The 20,711-nt window shown below is 39.5% G+C and carries 16 protein-coding genes; 3 read left to right on the forward strand and 13 right to left on the reverse strand.

Annotated features, from left to right (window positions below):
* On the reverse strand, positions 1 to 650 hold a 650-nt coding region (queA, locus tag L654_RS0109360; RefSeq protein WP_024592498.1), incomplete at its 3' end, for a tRNA preQ1(34) S-adenosylmethionine ribosyltransferase-isomerase QueA.
* Between the two features lie 187 nt (positions 651 to 837).
* Here queA and L654_RS0109365 point away from each other — a divergent pair.
* Positions 838 to 3,369, forward strand: a complete 2,532-nt coding sequence (locus L654_RS0109365) for a GGDEF domain-containing protein (RefSeq protein ID WP_024607878.1) — start codon at positions 838 to 840, stop codon at positions 3,367 to 3,369.
* A gap of 181 nt (positions 3,370 to 3,550) precedes the next feature.
* On the forward strand, positions 3,551 to 3,763 hold the full coding sequence (locus L654_RS0109370) for a hypothetical protein (RefSeq protein WP_002957835.1): 213 nt from the start codon (positions 3,551 to 3,553) through the stop codon (positions 3,761 to 3,763).
* 24 nt (positions 3,764 to 3,787) lie between these two features.
* Here L654_RS0109370 and L654_RS0109375 read toward each other — a convergent pair whose 3' ends face one another.
* The 7 genes from L654_RS0109375 to L654_RS0109405 form a co-directional block, all read right to left on the reverse strand.
* Positions 3,788 to 4,708 (reverse strand): hydrogen peroxide-inducible genes activator, encoded by a 921-nt coding sequence (locus L654_RS0109375; RefSeq protein ID WP_007586467.1) that lies wholly within the window; start codon positions 4,706 to 4,708, stop codon positions 3,788 to 3,790.
* An 82-nt stretch (positions 4,709 to 4,790) separates the two neighbouring features.
* A complete protein-coding gene (locus L654_RS0109380) occupies positions 4,791 to 6,059 on the reverse strand; it encodes an inorganic phosphate transporter (protein WP_007586466.1) in 1,269 nt (422 codons plus the stop codon).
* Between the two features lie 39 nt (positions 6,060 to 6,098).
* Positions 6,099 to 6,776: a TIGR00153 family protein gene (locus tag L654_RS0109385; RefSeq protein WP_002957838.1), complete on the reverse strand. Its 678-nt coding sequence runs from the start codon at positions 6,774 to 6,776 to the stop codon at positions 6,099 to 6,101.
* A 150-nt stretch (positions 6,777 to 6,926) separates the two neighbouring features.
* Positions 6,927 to 7,628 (reverse strand): phosphate signaling complex protein PhoU, encoded by a 702-nt coding sequence (gene phoU / locus L654_RS0109390; RefSeq protein ID WP_007586465.1) that lies wholly within the window; start codon positions 7,626 to 7,628, stop codon positions 6,927 to 6,929.
* Positions 7,629 to 7,674: 46 nt separating this feature from the next.
* Positions 7,675 to 8,502, reverse strand: a complete 828-nt coding sequence (gene pstB / locus L654_RS0109395) for a phosphate ABC transporter ATP-binding protein PstB (RefSeq protein WP_007586464.1) — start codon at positions 8,500 to 8,502, stop codon at positions 7,675 to 7,677.
* Positions 8,503 to 8,529: 27 nt separating this feature from the next.
* Positions 8,530 to 10,179 (reverse strand): phosphate ABC transporter permease PstA, encoded by a 1,650-nt coding sequence (pstA, locus tag L654_RS0109400; RefSeq protein ID WP_024590591.1) that lies wholly within the window; start codon positions 10,177 to 10,179, stop codon positions 8,530 to 8,532.
* 15 nt (positions 10,180 to 10,194) lie between these two features.
* A complete protein-coding gene (locus tag L654_RS0109405; RefSeq protein ID WP_024590590.1) occupies positions 10,195 to 12,429 on the reverse strand; it encodes an ABC transporter permease subunit in 2,235 nt (744 codons plus the stop codon).
* Between the two features lie 380 nt (positions 12,430 to 12,809).
* On the opposite strand from L654_RS0109405, the gene L654_RS0109410 reads away from it, so the two are divergent.
* Entirely contained in the window at positions 12,810 to 13,316 is a 507-nt protein-coding gene (locus L654_RS0109410; protein WP_024590589.1) for an ACT domain-containing protein, read from the forward strand.
* Positions 13,317 to 13,492: 176 nt separating this feature from the next.
* Here L654_RS0109410 and L654_RS0109415 read toward each other — a convergent pair whose 3' ends face one another.
* The 5 genes from L654_RS0109415 to L654_RS0109435 form a co-directional block, all read right to left on the reverse strand.
* Entirely contained in the window at positions 13,493 to 13,948 is a 456-nt protein-coding gene (locus tag L654_RS0109415; protein WP_024607879.1) for a hypothetical protein, read from the reverse strand.
* Positions 13,949 to 14,148: 200 nt separating this feature from the next.
* On the reverse strand, positions 14,149 to 17,268 hold the full coding sequence (locus L654_RS0109420; RefSeq protein ID WP_024590588.1) for an efflux RND transporter permease subunit: 3,120 nt from the start codon (positions 17,266 to 17,268) through the stop codon (positions 14,149 to 14,151).
* An 8-nt stretch (positions 17,269 to 17,276) separates the two neighbouring features.
* Positions 17,277 to 18,824, reverse strand: a complete 1,548-nt coding sequence (locus tag L654_RS0109425) for an efflux RND transporter periplasmic adaptor subunit (protein ID WP_024607880.1) — start codon at positions 18,822 to 18,824, stop codon at positions 17,277 to 17,279.
* The gene (locus L654_RS0109430; protein ID WP_024607881.1) at positions 18,814 to 20,190 is read right to left on the reverse strand and encodes a TolC family protein; all 1,377 of its coding nucleotides are present in this window, start codon (positions 20,188 to 20,190) and stop codon (positions 18,814 to 18,816) included. Before L654_RS0109430 ends, L654_RS0109425 begins: the two co-directional genes overlap by 11 nt.
* A 112-nt stretch (positions 20,191 to 20,302) precedes the next feature.
* Entirely contained in the window at positions 20,303 to 20,695 is a 393-nt protein-coding gene (locus L654_RS0109435) for a hypothetical protein (RefSeq protein WP_343223546.1), read from the reverse strand.
* Between the last annotated feature and the right edge of the window lie 16 nt (positions 20,696 to 20,711).

The following is a 20,711-nucleotide window of genomic DNA, read 5'->3' on the forward strand; positions in this document are numbered from 1 at the left end:
CTATCCACTCGTACTGGCTGAAAAGTACCGGCGCCAACGTGTAAAGTAACAAAAGCCATGTTTACACCTTTATCTTTTAGTGCCGTCATTAACTTATCGTCAAAATGTAAGCCCGCTGTTGGCGCAGCAACTGCACCTGGCTTTTCTCCATAAACAGTTTGGTAACGCTCACGATCAGCTTCGGTATCAGGTCGGTCAATATAAGGAGGCAGTGGCATATGACCAATATCATTAAGTATATCTAGCACGTTTTGGCTATGATCAAACTCAAGCTCAAATAATGTATCGTGGCGTGCAACCATTATTGCCTTGGCTTTGCCCTCTAAAATAACTTCGTTACCAACCTTAAGCGACTTACTTGCCCGTACGTGCGCAAGTACGCGATGTTCATCTAGCACTCGCTCTACAAGCACTTCAACTTTGCCGCCAGAGGCTTTTTGACCAAACATACGTGCTGGAATAACGCGTGTATTGTTAAAGACTAACAAATCGCCTTCGTTTACTAAATCAAGTATGTCGCTAAACACTTTATGTTCTAGAGTTCCGCTTGGGCCATCTAAAGTAAGTAAACGGCTGCTAGTTCTGTCCGCTTTAGGAAAACGAGCTATTAATTCATCAGGTAAGTCAAAGCTAAAGTCAGCCACGCGCATAATTAGTAATCCACATCATTTAAAATCGCGCCAAGTGTATATGTATCGGATATTAAGCTCAAGAAATCAGCCAAACTTATAATATCTTGTTTGCGTATTTCTCATTAAATTTTCTTGTTCTTATGGTTAAATGTCACTATTCTTGTTCGGCTGAATTATTATAAGTTACATTAGGGGTGTTCAACACGTGCCAAACCAGCTTAAATTGCTAATATTAAACGCAAGTAGTGCTGAACGTCGCGCGATTAAGGGCACTTTAGATAGCTTAAATGTATTTACCTTTATTGATGCGCAAGATAGCCAACAAGCTTTAAAGCTTTTAAAACAACACCCTGTTGATATTATAATAACGGGCATTAATGTTGGGAAAATTGACGGCTGGCGCTTTTCGAGGATGATCCGCTCAGGATTATTAAAAACACCAAAAAACACCCCAATTTTACTTATTCCGCCAATTTACTGTGAGCGTATTGCAGAAACAACAGCCCGAAGCTACGGGATAGATGCTGTACTACCATTTGAACATAAAGACATGCTCCCTCAAGTGCTTGCGAATGTTTTATCTACGCACCTAGAAAAAAGTAGCCGACTAAATTTATTGCTATTAGAGCCACTTCAAAATACGGCCGACAAAATTAGTGAACAGTTAAAGTTAAACTTTGCTATTACTCACGTTACCTCAGCTAAAGCAGCACTAAACGCTTACAACCAACAGCAGTTTTCAATTGTGCTACTCGATGCCACTACATCAAGTGCAGAGAGCTCGAGTGTACTCGTTGAAGAAATCCTACAGCACAATTCTAAACAAGCTATTGTTACGATTATAGAAAGTGATGATGCTGATTACGCTGAGCAGCTTTTGCTGTCTGGTGTTACCGATTTTATTAGAGCCCCATACGACCCTTCATTTTTAAATAAAGTGTGTGACCACGCCGCACGACGTGAAGATTTTATGGTGAGTTATGCTGAGTTTGCTTACAAAGTAGAGCAGCTAAGCGTGAGCGAAGTGCGTTACAAAGAGTTATTTTCGGCTCATCAGCGTATTTTATTGCATTTGAATACGGTTGTTTTAGAGCTTGATCAGCAAGGGCATATTCGTTTTATTAACCCTGCATGGGAGACATTAAGCGGTTTTGGTGTTAAATCATCACTACAAACCCCATTAAGCGCTTATTGTAATAACGAAGATAAAGGAAGACTAAATTATACTATTAATGACATTTTACATGGTGGCGATCAACAGCAACAAATAGAAGTAAAGCTCTCCCATAAAAATGGCAATTTAATCTGGGTCGAATGCAGATTACAGCTAATCAAAAATAGTCGTAATAACGCGACCATAACCGCCACTATCGACAACATACACGAACGTAAACAAGCAGAGATCCAACTACGTCATTTAGCACACCATGACCCATTAACTGGTTTACATAACCGTTATTACTTTGATCAACAGCTTAATAAAATATGCCAAGATAAATACACGTATGATGGCATAGAGCATGCTGTTATTTATATTGACCTCGATCACTTTAAAATAATAAACGACAGCAAAGGTCACCACCAAGGTGACATAGTATTAAAAGAAGTGGCGCAATTATTTAAAGCAAATATTGGCGAAGACCATTTGGTGTGCCGAATAGGCGGCGATGAGTTTGCAGTCATACTTACCGATATGAATTTACTGGATGCACACCTTATTGCTGAAGGTGTGTGCAGCGCAATAGAAAAACATGCTTTTAAATCAGAAGATCAGATATACACAATTAGCTGCTCTATTGGTTTAACTCAAATTACGACACAAAACAATGATCCTAATGAATGTTTAAAACAAGCCGATATTGCTTTGTATATTGCCAAAAATTTAGGGCGTAACTTAGTACATTGCTACTCAAGAGAGGACGCTCAAAACAATACGCTTCAAACTGGGCTTGAATGGGGTCACGAAATTCGACAAGCACTGCAGCAAGATAATATTGAACTGCATTACCAACCTATTTGGGATTTTAAAGAGTGTAAAGTTGCTTATTTTGAAGCGCTCTTACGCTTAAAACTCAAAGGTAAACTTGTGTACCCAAATCAATTTATTCCCTCTTTAGAGATGCTTAACGACACATTTTTGATGGATCAATGCGTTATACGTAATGCCGTTGCTTGTGTGTCTAAGCACCCAGAGTTAAACCAAGTTGCTATTAATTTGTCAGCACAATCATTCTTAGATGAACGCTTATTGCCATTAATTGAATCAAACCTTGAAAAGTATAACGTGCCCCCTTCGCGGATAATTTTTGAAATAACTGAATCAGCAAGTATTAACAACTTAAAAGCGACTCGTAAAATGATTGAGAAGCTTAATAGCTTAGGCTGTCATTTTTCTATTGACGATTTTGGAACTGGCTTTAGTACATTTAACTATTTAAAGCAGCTTCCAGCACAGCATGTAAAAATTGATGGCTCATTTGTAAGCGACATGCTTAATGACCCTATAGACTTAGCGTTAGTAAAAGCAATAAATGATATTAGTCGGTCTCTCGATAAGCGCTCTGTAGCTGAGTACGTTGAAAACGAAGAGATATTTTTTGCACTAAAAGAGATAGGTGTTGATTATGGACAAGGCTACTTTATTGCACGCCCAGTACCTGTTGAAAAAGTAAAAGATGAACTTGAAAAAATTTCAAAAAATAAAACGTTTTACCAACAACAAGCTAGCCCAAAATAAACAAAATTAAACAATTTGTTACTACCAATATTACCTTTCTTGCCTATACTTTCAGTATCAAATAAAAAATGTCGTGCCTTTTAATGTATTTCACTTTAAAAACATGACATTACCTTTTGGCGACGTAGTACTGATATTTATAGTGGGTTTCAAAGCTATTTAAGCTTTTAAGGAGAAAGGTATGACACAGCTAGTTATGTTATTACTGATTATACATTTTGCAATCGCGTATCAGTGTTATCGTTACGCAAATATTAAAGGCTACCCAGTTAAGGTTTTTACTGTATTAGGCTGCGTGCCTTACTTTAACTTGGTGGTATGGATTTATTTACTATTTTTACCCGAACTTGAGCCTTTTGAAAGCCATCTTCAAAATCAAAAGCAGCCTTTATAGGCTGCTTTCATTCATTTCCTATTCTTATTTAGAAAAATCTAAACTACATTGGCGCTTTAAAAATATCTCAAGCTGTTGACTAAATAACTTAAAGTCGCGGATCCGCCCCGTAGTTTTACGCCACAATATGCCAATATCTCTATATGCATCGCTTTGTGATGGTGTTGCCACCATATTTTTATTATCTAAAATTCCGGCGTTAATCGCCATTTGTGGTAAAAAAGTCACTCCGAGCTGATGCTCAACCATACTCAATAATGTATGCAAGCTTGCTGCTTCAAATGGGTTAATACAACTAGCACGATTTAAATGACATGCACTGAGCGCATGGCCTGTCATACAGTGCTCACGCTCGAGTAAGAATACGCTAGCCTCTGGTAATAGATTAAAGTCGACTACGCCCTTTGCAGCGCTGTAATCCTTATGGTGCACTAAACTAAACTGATCTTTTGCCAATACTTGTGTATGAAATTTATCGGTTTCGTATGGCAGTGCAAGTAGCGCTAAATCAATATGCCCATGCTCAAGTTTATCCAGTAGCTTATCACTCGTATCTTCTATTAATACCAGCTCTAAATCACAAAAGGTTTCTTTACAAAAGTGATACAGAGGAGCCGCTATAAAGCTAGCAATTGTAGGTATAACACCCACCGTTAATTTACCACTCAGTGGTGTTAAAAAGCTTTTAGTGAGCTCTTTTAAACTAATTGTATCGTTAATTATTTTACGAGAGCGCTCAACAACTTCTTCACCAATACTGGTAAACATAAGGCTGCGATTTTCGCGTTCAATAAGCTGGCAACCCAAAGTTTCTTCAAGATTTTGAATAGCACTGCTTAAAGTAGATTGCCCAATAAAACAGGCACTGGCAGCTCTGCCAAAGTGCTGATGTTGATGAACAGCTAATAAATACTGTAGCTGTTTGATACTTGGAAGATTGGTCATTTTTTCTTTCCACAAATAAAAAGACCCCAACACCTAGGGCATTGAGATCTTTTCAAGCTAAAAGTCTTTGAGTACTTTTTTGTTAAACCCCAAATGCGGTTCTTAGTACGTAGAAAATAACAATAGCAAGGGCAGCGCCAACTGGCAATGTAATTACCCAAGAAACTACAATGTTTCTGATAACACCCATGTTAAGTGCACCAATTCCACGTGCCATACCTACACCTAATACCGCACCCACTAAGGTTTGAGTAGTAGAGATTGGCATACCAGTACCTGATGCAATAACAACGGTAGAAGCAGCGGCTAGTTCAGCAGCAAAACCACGGCTAGGCGTTAAATGTGTAATGCCTTCACCAATCGTTTTAATTACTTTTTTGCCCAAAATAGCAAGACCCGCAACAATACCAAAACCACCTAGAGGTAGAATCCACCAAGCAATAGCCGCTTTTTTAGCAATTTCACCATTGTTTTCAACAATATTTACAACAGCAGCTAGTGGACCGATTGCATTAGCAACATCGTTAGAACCATGTGCAAAGGCCATACAACATGCTGTTAATACCATAAGAACAGCAAACACTTTTTCAACATTGTTGAATTGCATTTGTTTATCTGCTTTTGGATCGATATTTAAACGAGAAATAGCAATTTTACCAATTATAGCAACGACAACTGCTACAGCTATTGCTAAGGCGTACCCTTCGGCTGCACCTAAATCAACACCAACATGCTTTAAGCCTTTTTTAATTGTGACCAAGGCCATTATAAAACCTGCTAAACCCATATAAAGTGGTACATAGCGTTTAGCATTTTTTAGTGGTGCATCTGTATTAAAAATAAGTTTTTGTGCACTCATAAATATTAAGTATGCAATAAAGCCTGATATGGCGGGCGTTATAATCCAACTACCTACAATACCACCTACTTTATCCCATTGAATCGCCTCAGTACCAACAGCAACTAACGCAAAACCAATGATTGCACCAATGATTGAGTGAGTCGTTGATACTGGCCAACCCAAGAACGAGGCCATTAATAACCAAGCACCCGCTGCAAATAAAGACGAAATCATACCCAGAACCATAAGTTCAGGAATGTCTGCAAATGGTGCGGCATCGATAATTCCTTTACGAATTGTTGATGTAACCTCACCACCTGCTAAGTAAGCGCCTGCAAATTCAAAAATCATCGCTATAAAAATAGCTTGTTTGATTGTTAGCGCTTTTGAACCTACAGATGTGCCCATGGCGTTCGCTACGTCGTTCGCGCCAATACCATAAGCCATAAAAAAGCCGACTGCTGCGGCAATTAAAATTAATACCGTGCCGTAAGATGCAATGATATCCATTGTAAAACCTTAATCTTTCGTGTTTGAACTGATTTTAAATTAACGAGCTAACATCAGCTCAAGACGTGATCCTACGCGCTCTGCAATATCTGCAAGCTCGCCAACCCATTCAATGATTTTGTACAAAAACATAACATCAATTGGATTTAACTCACCCTCTACATCACGTAGCTGGCGGCGTACTTTTATCTGCATTTCGTCCGTGTCTTGTTCTATGGCATCCAATTCAACTAACATTTTTTCTACTAAGGTGACTTCTCGACCTTTAAAACCCGTTTCTAGCAATTCTTCTAATTCGTTAATTGCTTTAGATGCTTGTTTAGTCGCATCTACACAACGGGTTAAGTAAGCTAAGAAATCAGCTTGCATAACTTTTGGAATGGTCATTTCACGACCAATCACTCGCCCTGCAATATCTTTTGCTTTATTGGCAATTTTATCTTGTTGAGTTACTAGTTCGAGAAGATCTGTACGCTCTACCGGCATGAATAAACCACGCGGTAATTGTAAACGTATATCTCTTTTCATATCATCAGCTTCACGTTCTAAATTGCGAATAGTGATGCGAAGCTCTTCTGCTTGTACCCACTCTTCTTTAAATACGTGATTAAAAAAAGGTATCAAAGCTTTACTTGCTTGATGAACCTTCTTGATGTGTTCTTCCATTGGTTTGATAGGAGATTTTGCAAATACTCCTAAAAACGCGTTTGTAGGCATAACTGACCCTTTAATCAAATTGATATGCTTTGCAGCATGAATTTTACAGTATTAACCAAGATTGTGAACGCTTTTTATTACTTCACTAAAGCTTGCAATACACAAAGCGGCACTAAGCCGCTTTAATAGAAATACATGATGGATAAAAAATCATAGTGATTTTTCTATATCTTCTTGAGATGTATGGCGAATATCTTTGCCATTAACAAAATAAATAATGTATTCAGCAATGTTCTGACAGCGATCACCAATACGCTCTAATGAGCGAACAGACCAAACTAAGTCCATGATTTTAGGGATTGAGCGTGGATCTTCCATCATGTAAGTCATTATTTGACGTGTGATAGCTTCATATTCGCGGTCAACTTTTGCATCTTCTTTATGTACTTGAAATGCGCGTTGCACATCCATACGCGCAAATGCATCCAGTACGTCGTGTAGCATTTTTAAAACTTGACGGCCCATATTTTCAATATTTACTAATAAATCTTGCTGATCTTTAGTAAATGAGTCTAGTGCAACTTTAGCAATTCGCTCAGCTTCATCGCCAATACGCTCTAAATCAGCAATTGTTTTTGCAATTGCAATCACTAAACGCAGGTCACTTGCTGCAGGCTGACGACGAGCAATAATACGCGTACACTCTTCATCAATGCTTACTTCCATTGCATTCACTTTATAATCGTTCTGACGTACCTTTTGAGCAAGCTCTGCATCGTTACGACTCACCGCATCAAGCGCACTATTTAACTGCTGCTCAACTAAGCCACCCATACTTAATACATGATTACGTACATTTTCTAGTTCTTGGTTAAAACGCCCAGAAATATGTTTATTAATATTATGTTCCATAGTTACCTTCTCTCTTAATCTTGCACAACACGCTACAACGGGCTAATTAACCGTAACGACCGGTAATATAATCTTCGGTCTTTTTCTTCGTTGGTGTAGTAAATAAGGTATTTGTGTCTGAGTACTCAATCAATTCGCCCATATACATAAAGGCTGTTTGATCAGATACACGTGCTGCTTGTTGCATGTTATGTGTAACAATAACAACGGTAAATTGGTTTTTTAAATCGTTTATTAGCTCTTCGATTACCAAAGTAGAAATAGGGTCAAGTGCTGATGTAGGTTCATCTAATAAAAGAACTTCTGGCTCAATTGCAATTGAGCGAGCAATAACTAAACGCTGTTGCTGACCACCCGATAAGCCAAACGCGCTGTCGTGTAATCTATCTTTTACTTCATCCCATAAAGCAGCACCACGAAGTGATTGCTCTACCACTTCATCTAACTTACGCTTCTCTTTAATGCCTTGTAAGCGTAGGCCATAAACCACATTTTCATAAATTGATTTAGGAAATGGGTTAGGACGCTGAAACACCATACCTACATTACGACGAAGTGCTGCTACATCTACGCTCTTATCGTAAATATTTTGACCGTGAAGTAATATTTCACCTTCAATACGACAAATATCTACCAAATCGTTCATGCGGTTAATACAACGTAATAGAGTTGATTTACCACAGCCCGATGGTCCTATAAACGCAGTTACTTGGCCTTTTGGAATGTTCATATTTACTTTATTAAGCGCTTGCTTATCACCGTAGTAAAGATCGAGATCTTTAATCTCTAGCGCTTTTTGGTCATCCGTTAAATTTTCTAGGTCTAACTTCTGGCCTATATTAGCTTGGTTTACTTTTGGAGCGACTGTAATCATTTTTGTTACCTATAAAATCTTTACTAATTAGTGTTCAAGCGATCTGAATTTTTCACGTAAATGGTTACGTATACCAATGGCCGTTATGTTTAGGGTAATAATCACCGACACCAATAAAAAGGCCGTTGCGTATACCAGCGGGCGTGCCGCTTCAACATTAGGGCTTTGGAAGCCAACATCGTATATATGAAAGCCTAAGTGCATGAACTTTCTATCTAAGTGAAAATACGGGAAGTTGCCATCAAGTGGTAATGTAGGAGCCATTTTTACAACGCCTACTAGCATTAACGGTGCAACTTCACCTGCAGCACGCGCAACTGCCAGTATTAAACCTGTCATAATTGCAGGGCTTGCCATTGGAATAATTATGCGCCATAACGTTTCAACTTTTGTTGCGCCAAGCGCTAGTGAACCATCGCGTACGGTACTTGGAATACGAGATAAACCTTCTTCAGTCGATACAATAACAACTGGCAGCGTTAGTATAGCGAGCGTTAATGCCGACCACATTACACCTGGCGTACCAAATACTGGCGTTGGCGACGATTCTGGATAAAATAATTGGTCTAAGCTACCACCTAACATGTATACAAAAAAGCCGAGGCCAAATACACCGTATACAATTGAAGGAACACCGGCCAAGTTAATCACTGCGATACGAATCATTTTAGTGATTGCATTTTTTGCGGCGTACTCGTGTAAGTAAATTGCAGCAACAACGCCAAACGGCGTCACAATTACAGCCATCAGCATAACCATAAATACAGTACCAAATATAGCAGGGAAAACACCGCCTTCTGTATTTGCTTCACGTGGATCATCGGATACAAACTTACCTAGTTGCACAAAGTAGTGGCCTAGCTTTGCAAAAAAGCCCATATCGTTTGGAAACCAAACATCAAGTACTTGATACATAGGAATTGTAACAACTTCACCGCGCATATCTTTTACAGTTACGTGGTCACGTTTGGCTTGTTTGCGTAGTGCAAATAAATCTTTTTCAAGTACACCATACTCTGCACGTAATTCAGCACGTGCTTGAGCAAGCTCAGCAACACGTTCATCAGTGAGAGCGTTATCAAGTAAGTAGCCTTTTTCTTTTAAACGTAAGCGTTCAAGTGCGTAGTTAATATGCCCAATGTCGCCATTTTGCAAATCAAGTGCTTCGTCGTTTAAGTCTACTGCACGCTCAACAAGCTCATGTAGCGCTTCTATTTTATCGCCATTAACCGGTTGACCGTCTTTAATAACGTTTTGCACATAACCATAAAAGTTACCGTTTTTACTACGCTCAAATACTGCAAGCGCCGCTGGTGCTGTTTTATTTGTTATGTCGGTTTCTAATATCCAACGAAAATCTAAGTCTACATATTCGCGGTTACCTGTTTTAATAAGTAAGCGCTCTATTTCTTCTTTTTCAAATCCGCTAACATCAATACCTGTGGCGGCTAAACGCGTTTTTGGTACTAATTCACGGTCGTAAACTTCGCCAATAACAGTTTGCTTTGCAATCGACCCTTCAAGTTCAAACTGTACAACTTCTGAAGGCCAGAAAAAGCTTAACCCTTTCCAGGCTATCATTGCTAATAAGCCTAAAACTGAAATCAAACTGATGCTCACTGCACCACCGGTCATCCAAATCCAAGGAGAACCAGACTTAAACCACTGCTTTACCATGTCATGTCTCTCCGCTTACATTGAGCTGTATTTTTCACGCAGTTGCTGGCGAACAAACTCAGCGACTGTGTTAAAAATGAATGTGAATATGAATAATACAAAGGCTGCTAAGAATAATATTCTATAGTGCGAACTACCTACTTCTGACTCTGGCATTTCAACTGCAATATTTGCTGCAAGCGTACGCATACCTTGGAAAATGCTCCAATCCATAATCGGTGTATTACCGGTTGCCATAAGTACAATCATGGTTTCACCAACTGCTCGGCCAAGTCCCATCATTACCGCAGAGAAAATACCTGGGCTTGCTGTTAGTAATACAACACGTATTAGTGTTTGCCACTGCGTTGCACCTAATGCTAATGAGCCATTTGATAAATGCTTTGGAACACTAAATACCGCGTCTTCTGCAATTGAGAATATAGTAGGAATAACCGCAAAACCCATCGCAATACCTACAACAAGCGAGTTACGTTGATCGAATGTCATACCTAGCTCATTTGTTAAGTACTGACGCACATTGCCGTCAAACATCCAAAGTTCAACAAATTCGCTCATAGCAAACGAAAACCAACCAATAAGTAAAACGACCGGAATAAGGATGATTGAATGCGAACCATCAGGAATTCTATGGCGTATTTTTGTTGGTAATTTAGTCCAGGCTAAACCTGTCGCTAACATACCTAAAGGTAATAATATGAGTAACCCAACAATTGCAGGTAAGTGCTCTTCTATTAATGGGGCTAACCAAAGACCCGCTAAAAAACCTAAAATAACGGTTGGTAATGCTTCCATTATTTCAACGGTAGGCTTAACCACTTTACGTAATTTGCTCGACATAAAGTATGCCGTGTAAATAGCCGCCGAAAGCGCGATTGGTACAGCAAACAACATCGCATAAAGTGCTGCTTTTAATGTACCGAACGAAATTGGCACAAGTGAAAACTTAGATTCAAAGTCGTCACTGGCTGATGTTGACTGCCAAATATAACCTGGCTCTGGGTAACCTTCGTACCACACTTCTTGCCAAAGTGCTGACCAAGTAACTTCTGGGTGCTCGTTATGAATGTCTAATACTGTTAGCTTATTATCCGCTAAAATTAACGCAGCATTTGAACGTGGTGCAATTGCAAAGTTCTCTATTGCGCCTTCACTTACTTTCCCCTGCCATAATTTTGCTTCACTCGTTGTGTAGTACACACCTAGCTCACCATTATTGCCAGTAGTAAAAAAAGTACGACGGTAAAACTCAGTAAATATATTTAATTTACTTTGCTTAGTTGTTTCAAATGAGCGAATTTTTTGATATTCACGGCCTGTGTCAGTGTTTACTTCAAACCACTGCGAAATCTCGCCGTTATCATTAGCAAGCATGAGTGAGTTTGCGCCCGCTAGCAGTTGTGCAGATACAATATTTGCATTTTCTTCGTTAGCCGAAAGCAACTGAATTTGCTCTACATCACTTGGGTCACGTGTATCGTATACATACACTTGATTAGCAGAACGTACAAAAGTACGTGTTGTATCTGGCGACATTAATAACTCGTCTACACGCCCATTAACATCAAGTTCTGTACGCTCAACAACCCACTCTACTTCACCGGTAAACATATTCTCTTCAGCAATAAAGCTGCTAAATAATACACGCTTGTCTTCTGTAAGAGCTACAACCGCTGTTTTGTCTTCATAGTGACTAAATGCAAAGCGTTTAATAGCTGCACCTTGTTCATCTACTTCTAAAGCCATTTCCCCTAGAGGAAAACCTAAGCGAGGTGTTAATTTACGCTCATTGTTTGGAAAGGTAACTAAAAATTTAGGTGCAACAACCATTACGGTGCCATCTTCTAAACCAAACGCATAATGCCCTTGAAAAGGCGCGCTTGTTGCAAAGCTTGTTGCATCACTTGGTAAATCTGCATTAAGTGTTTTGAGTTTTTTACCAAAACTACCTGACTCAACACTGTAAAAATCAACCTGACCTTGCTGACTTAGTAAATAAGCAACTTCAGTTTGCTCTTCTACACCTAAGCCTGCTATTTGCTGTGAATTAGCAACATGAAAGCTATCGCGTTTTTCTACTTTTGCTGATTCAAAAATTGGCTGTACTACATAAAGAAGGTAAAAGAATATTAATAGCAGTGCTACCAATACCATTATCCCACCTGCGGTTATGCCAAACTTGGCAAACCGATCTTTAAATAGACGGCTTCGATCCGTATTAAAAGTCGGCTTATTCGGATTTGAAGTCATCAAAACACCCTTAAATCTTAACGTTGCATAAATTATATTTCATCAAGATGACAGTAATGTTACAGCAGTAATAATAAGCACTCTAAAACAGCTTTAAATAAAACTAACGAGGGAAAAGTCTAAATTAGCTTCAAATAGGTGATTTATAAGTGAACTAAATTATAAAATAATTGGACAAAGTATTTATCGAGGTCAATACTAAAAGAGTACTTAGTAAATAATAATGACTATTAACACTGCGTATAGTCAACACAACTATATTCATTTTTTTAATTTATAATCAAAGATTTATAAAAAGTGCAACAACACACAATTTAAATTAGACAACATACTTAATGCCTATGCATTTACTTTCTTTGGGCTTAAAAAGAGAATTATTTATGAAGCAGTTGGTTATAACTATTTTAGGGAAAGATCGCCCTGGTTTAGTAGAGAGCATCTCATCAGTCGTATTACAAAATCATGGCAACTGGCTTAGTAGTAACTTAAGCCATTTATTAGGTCATTTTGCAGGTATTATTCAACTTGAAGTTGCTGAGGAGCATTTTCAATCATTACAAAGTGCTTTAAATAAGTTACCTAAGTTAGACGTTCGTATTGAAACCGGAAACACAGGGATTGAACCATCAACACTAGAGCAAATTAATCTAGTTATAACAGGTAACGACCGTCCTGGTATTGTTCAAGAACTGGCAAGTGTAATACGTCATAAAGGCGCGAATATTACTCACTTAAATTCAAGACAACAAAGTGCACCTAATTGGGGAGTGCCTATTTTTAGCGCTGTTGCTACCGTTACTTTGCCAAATGGTATGGATAAAGACGAAGTTATTGAAGCATTGGAATCAATTACAAGTGATTTAATTGTAGATACGGAAGAAGTTTAACCTCCATTTATGCGTGCCATACAACTGACACGCATACCATTTTAGTCCATCAAAATGCTCTGCAGATTATTTAACGCAGACATAAAATAAGCCGATGCAAGCATCAGCTATTTTAAATAATCACCTTAAAGCTAATAAGAGCAAGATAAACTCAGTAATCCCGCTCTTTTATAAAGCTACATATCCATATGACGATTAGTACTTTGCATCATTTGCTTTATACCTTGCTTTTCAAGCTCTAGTATTTGTTGAAGCTTTTCTTGCCCACTTTCGGTTTCGGCGCGTTTAAGTAAGTATTCATATAACTCAATCACTTTTTGATGTTGCTGTGCTAAATAGCCTTGAATGACTTCTTCATCGAATTGCTGATCTTTACTAATGTCTTCAAAAGTAATTAGCTCGGGATTTTTAGCAAAGTATTCATAACTGTACGTATCGAGCGTATTTATTTCAGTTATCGCTTTAAACCCGACTAAATCTTCGGCGAGTTTTTTTTCGTAATTTAGGTAGTAGTCCACCAGCATTGCATTATGTTCATCGAGTAAATCCTTTACGCTATAAAAATTAGCCGCCATTTGCGTATGAAACAAAACGGTCCAATCGTATACCTCTTTAATTGTTTTAACTTGCATGTGCATTCCTTACTTAGTTGACTGTATAAGTAATACACTGCGTAAAGCGTGCCAATTAAAAAGCTATTTAAAAACAGTTAGTTAATTTAAATATGAGTAATAACTAGCTATTTAATAGAACAACTTACAAATTATAGGTAATTTTTATAGAGCAATGCGTGAGTAGTAACAGCATTGCTCTATAGTCTTGTTGTTTTATATTATTTAAGTCCTTGTTTGCGCCACAGCAAGTAAACAGCAGGAATAACAAGTAAGGTGAGTACAATTGCACTGCCCATACCGCCAACCATAGGCGCTGCTATTCGGCTCATTACTTCGCTTCCGGTGCCTGTACCATAAAGTACAGGTAATAAACCGATAATAATTGTCGCGACAGTCATCATAACCGGGCGTACTCGAAGCCCTGCACCTTCAATAATGGCTTGCTGTAATTGCACTAAGCTAAGCGGTTTTCCGGCTTGCTCTGCTTCGAGGCATTTTTCTTGATAGGCTTGGTTTAAATACACCAACATAATGACCCCAATTTCTACCGCTACCCCAGCTAAGGCAATAAAGCCTACACCTACTGCAACTGAAAAGTTAAAGCCCTCTAAATACATTAGCCATACGCCACCAATCATTGCCAGTGGCAACGTAGCCATAATAATAGTGACCTCAGCAAAGCTTCTAAAATTAAGGTAAAGCAATACAATAATAATCGCTAATGTAAGTGGTAATACATAAGTCAGTTTTTCTTTAGCGCGCTGCATGTATTCATACTGCCCAGCCCACGTAATTGAGTAGCCAGCAGGTAGTATTAGGTCTTTATCGAGCACTTGCTGAGCGTGCTCAACGTAAGTACCAATATCAACGCCATCTATATCAATAAAACTCCAACCGTTTAAACGTGCATTTTCGCTTTTTATACCAGGCGGTCCATCTTCAATAAATACATCGGCTACATCACCAAGTGCTATACGCTGCCCTGTAGGCGTTACAATAGGTAACAACATTAACTCTTCTGGCGAGTCTCTGTATGCTTGCGGATAACGTAAATTAACAGGGTAACGCTCTTGCCCTTCTACCGTTTGTGTTACGTTTGTACCACCTATTGCAGTAGATACAACTTGCTGTACGTCGCTGATGTTTAAGCTATAACGCGCGGCTTTTTCACGATTTATATCTACTTTTATATAACGTCCACCGGCTACTCGCTCTGAGTAAACCGATGCGGTGCCTTGCACATCTTTTAAAAGCACTTCTATTTGCTGACCAATTTTTTGAATTTCGCTCAACTTTGGTCCCGCAACTTTAATTCCCACAGGGGTTTTAATACCCGTTGCGAGCATATCAATACGTGTTTTAATTGGCATAACCCACGCATTTGTAAGCCCAGGAAACTTAACCAAACCGTCGAGTTCTTTTTTAAGTTTTTCAAGAGTCATACCCTCGCGCCATTCGTCTTTTGGTTTTAACTGAATAAACGTCTCTATCATTGTAAGCGGCGCAGGATCTGTTGCAGTTTCTGCTCGCCCAACTTTACCAAATACTGTTTTAACCTCGGGCACTGTGGCAATTAGCTTGTCGGTTTGCTGTAATATTTCGCGCGCTTTACCTACCGATAAACCAGGATACGTTGTGGGCATATACATTAAGTCGCCCTCATCAAGTGGCGGAATAAATTCACTGCCTATTTTGTTTACCGGGTAAAAGCCAATAACAGAAACAACCACCGCGAGTACCAGTGTCATTTTTGGAAATTTAAGCACCCAGTTAAGTAGTGGTCGATACGCTGCGACGAGTAATCGGTTAACTGGATTTTTTTGCTCCGAAATGACTTTACCTCTAATAAAGTAACCCATTAATACCGGCACTAAGGTAATCGCAAGCCCAGCAGACGCTGCCATAGCATAGGTTTTAGTGTAAGCCAGTGGCGCAAACATACGTCCTTCTTGCGCTTCTAAAATAAATACCGGCATAAAGCTGACGGTAATAATTAATAAACTAAAAAATAATGCAGGACCCACTTCACTCGCCGATTTAGCCACAACTTCCCAGCGGTTTTCGTTGGTAAGGGGCGTTTTTTCCATATGCTTATGCATATTTTCAATCATGACGATAGCACCGTCGGTCATTGCGCCTATCGCTATTGCAATTCCTCCTAAAGACATAATATTGGCGTTAATCCCCTGCCAATACATAATTATAAATGCCGTTAAAATTCCAAGCGGTAACGTAATAATCGCTACAAGTGATGAGCGCACATGAAACAAAAACACCACACACACTAAGGCAACTACAATAAGCTCTTCAATTAGCTTACTTGTTAAATTATCTACCGCGTTATTTATTAAGTTGGAGCGATCGTACACAGGGACTATTTCAACGCCCTCTGGCAATCCCTTTTTAAGCGATTCTAATTTTGCTTTTACAAGCTCAATGGTTTTTTGTGCATTTTCGCCATAGCGCATAATAACAATGCCGCCGGTTACCTCGCCTTCACCATTCAGTTCTGCAATACCACGGCGCATTTGCGGTCCGACTCTAATATCGGCTACATCACGTAATTGCAGCGCAGTACCGTTGGCGTTTACACCAAGCGGAATAGCTTCCAAGTCGGCAACACTCTTAATGTAGCCTGTGCTTGTTACCATGTATTCTGCTTCAGCCATTTCAACTACTGAGGCGCCCATCTCTTGGTTGCCTTGTTGAATAGCGGTTTGAATGAGGCTAAGCGGAATACCATATGCGCGTAATTTATCGGGCTCTACATTGACTTGGTATTGCTTAACCATGCCACCAACAGCAGCCACTTCAGATACACCGGGCACAGTTTGTAGCTCAAACTTTAAAAACCAATCTTGTAAGCTTCGTAGCTGACTAATATCGTGTTTATTTGTTTTATCAATTAGTGCGTATAAGTAAATCCAACCTACGCCTGTTGCATCAGGGCCAAGCTCTGGCGTAGCGCTATCGGGTAATCTACTCGCTACTTGGCTTAGGTATTCTTGTACTCGGCTACGCGCCCAATACAAATCGGTTTTTTCGTCAAAAATAACGTAAACGTACGAGTCTCCAAAAAACGAAAAACCCCTTACAGTTTGTGCACCCGGCACAGAAAGCATTGCTGTGGTGAGCGGAAATGTAACTTGGTCTTGCACTACTTGCGGCGCTTGCCCCGGGTAAGTGGTTTTTATAATGACCTGAACATCAGATAAGTCAGGCAAGGCATCCACGGGAGTATTTTTTACAGCAAACAATCCTCCACCCAGTAAAATTAATGTAAGCAACAACACAAAAAAGCGATTGCTAACAGACCAGCGAATAATGGCAGTTATCATAATGGCTCCTAGTGAGAACTATGTTGCATAGTAGAATGATCAATCGGCTCTGCGTTTTGCGCTTTAGTAATTACAAATTCATCGTTAATAATGCTAAAAGTAAAATTAATATACTGGGCATTTTCAAACTGACTAATATCAATATCTGGCGCTAATACAAAGTCCATTGTGGCGGGTTCTCGATTCCATTTTTCAATGGCTTCTCGGCTAATATTAATAATGCGATTTTGTGTATCTATGGCATTAATAGTGCCGTTAACCGTGGCGTTTTGTGGCTGCATATCCATGTTCATATTCGAGCCTGAAACAGAACTCATACCTGAGCTAATACCAGAACTAGGCATTTCCATTCGTTTAAAGTCGGAGCTTTTACTCGATTCAGAGTCTATTAAAAATTGCGCTGAAGTCACTACCGTGTCACCTGTCATTACACCTGACAAAATAACCGCTTCATTACTATTAATTTGCCCAACTTCAACTTCTACCGATTTAAAACGACCCTCACCTAATGCAATAACCACGCGGTTTTGATGCTGCGTGCGGATTACCGCTTCTTTAGGGACTGTAAATTGCGCCTTACTCGCTTTAGAGTGAATGCTCACTTGTGCAAACATATTTGGTTTTAACCGATGATCTGCATTTTCAAACCTAAGCCTTACACGCAGCGTCCGGTTTTTAGCATCAAGCGCGGGGTAAATGTAATCAACCTTACCTTCCCACTTTTGACCTTTTAAGTAATCAAGCGTCATCGTTACAGGTAAACCAACGCTCACTTGTTCTGATTGGCGCTCGAACACTTGTGCCTCTACCCAGATTTCATCAAGCTGGGCAATACTCATCATTGATGTGCCTGGTTTAACATAAAAGCCTTCTCGTACTGTTAGCTCATCTACCACACCACTTTGCTTTGCGTAAAAAGTAATATTTTGCATTATCTTTTTATTTTTTTGTAAGCGCTCGATAAATCCATCAGACACATTTAACGACTCTAAACGCGCCTTTGCAGCGCGAATTAACACGGTATTATTACGATTAACTGCCAATAAAAGCTCTTCCTGTGCGTTCACCAATTGTGGTGAATACAATGTATATAAAGGCTCACCGGCTTTAACTTCTGCGCCTTGTGCTTTAACATATAAACTTTCAATCCAGCCTTCTACACGCGGATGAATGTGAATAAGTTGGTCTTGGTTATATTGCACATAACCCACAGTATTTATATCGCTGTGAAGTGTTTTAAGCTCTACTTTAGCCGTTCTTACGCCAAAGTTATTAACGACTGCAGGCGAAATAGTTACAGCACCTGGCCCATCCTGAGCGTTGCTAGCGTTTTCATACACAGGTACTAAATCCATTCCCATTGGCGAAAGCCCTGGCGCGTCACGCCTGTAATTACTATCCATAGGGGCTACCCAATATAAGGGCTGTTTGTCAGCGCTTTGTTGTTCATTTATTGCCGAGTTGCTAGGTAAAAACTGCATTACTAAGCCGCCTATTAACCCAAAGGCGCCTGCGCCAACTAAGGCGGCAACAAGTAACTTTAAATTAGTATTCATTGTGTAATTCTCCAGTTTGCTCGCTCATTACTTGGGGGTCTAAGCTACTTGCATAATAATTAAGGCGGGCGGTAATAATATGTTGATCTACTTGAATATTCAGTGCATCAATTTTGGCGTTAAGCTCACTAATACGCGCGCGCATCACGTCAGAAAAATCCCCGTCGTCGCGTGTATAAGCATTTAGTGTTGCTTGAGATTGCTCTGACATTTGCGGTAATAACGTATTTTGATAAAGCGCATCGCGTTTTTGCAAACGAGCGAGTTGGCTAAACTCCTTAAAGTACATGCCTTTGAGTTTTTGAAGCGCCACCAGCTTTTGTGTTTTAGTAGCTTCTGCACTAGCAATAGCCGATTTAACTTGTTGATCTTGTCTGTTATCAGTAAACAATGGCAAATCAATGCTAAATCCTACTGAAAGTAAATCAGCTCGCGACTCACCCATCGGGGTATCATCTCGGTAACCATAACCCACATTAACGCCCATCTGAGGTTTGTAGCTTTGCTTAGCGAGTGCAACTTCGGTTTGCTTTGCCGTTACGGTTTTATCTATCGCAATAATTGCGGGATGCGCCATAAGCAACTGTATCAGCTCATCAAATTCAAGGCTCGCAAAATCAACCAGCCCTGCGGTTTTAGTAAACTCAGTATTTAAAGGCTGCATAAGCATATTCATAGGTAACCACTGTGCTAAACGGTTTTTAGCACTTTCAAATTGCTGCTCAAGCATAACCAGCTTATCTTCAAGACGGGTGAGTTCTAATTGCGCACGAATAATATCTTGCTGACGTGTTTTACCTAAGGTGCTTGCGTAGCTTGCTTCGGTAATGTCAATAAGTTGAGTAAATAGCCCTTTATCTAGCTCAATTAAAGCAATACTTCGCTGAGCACGATACGCGTTTAACCACGACTCAATCACAATTGCTTTTACTTGTGCTAAGCGATCGGCGCGCTGCCAAGGGTATTGTTGAGCAGACTGTGCTAATGCTTTTTGTCTAAGCGCTAAACTATTCCCTCGGCTAAACTTTTGGCTCAAATCAACTTTAAGCTGCGTCATCCCTTCTTGGTCAAACGCATAACCGTTAGTAGGTAAGTTGAGTAAGCCAACCGTTAAAACAGGATCGGGTAAGGTGCCTGCGGCAATGCTTTGCGCTATTGCTGCATCTTCTTGGTAGCCACTCGCTTTTAGCCATGGCTCATGCGTTAGCGCATAATTAAGCGCTTGCGTTAAGCTAAGCGTTTGCTCATTACTAGTTTGCTTTAGTGTTTCGGTATTTAGGTTATTTTGATTGTTTTGCGCATTAACAGCTGTGCTAAATAACACAACACTACATAATACGACTTTAATACTTACAGCGTGGTTCATCACCTGCTCCATCTAAAAATAAAAGAAAATCTTAAATTAGGAAGCAAAAAAGGTGTTTAGGAGTTACCAATAAACGGGGTTACCGCAATTTTTACATACACCTATCCTGCTATTAAGCAGACATAGGAGGGCGGTAGAGTGAACGAGGTATATTAATTTGTGTAGTAAATACACGTACATTTACTTTTTCAGATTCAAGTAAAGTAACGCTAAATAAAGTATCAACATTAAGCATTGAATTAGCAGCGCAGCCAATCATAGGGCATTTACAGTCATTTTGTGGCGTACTTTCGTCGTCGCAACAATCCATCTGCATCATATTTTCAGACATGCTAGCGACAGCTGTTGCATCACTACTTTGTGTCATTGGCATTTGGGCATGCATTGCTGTTTTAGTTGGCATATGTGGCATTTCGCATACCATAGCTACAGACGCAACTGCCTGACCCACAAAAGTGAGTAGCAAAGTTATCATGAGTAAACTAGAGTAAAAACGTTGCAACATTATGCCTTTTAATAAA

Source organism: Pseudoalteromonas sp. TAB23, assembly GCF_000498075.1.
Taxonomy (GTDB): domain Bacteria; phylum Pseudomonadota; class Gammaproteobacteria; order Enterobacterales; family Alteromonadaceae; genus Pseudoalteromonas; species Pseudoalteromonas arctica.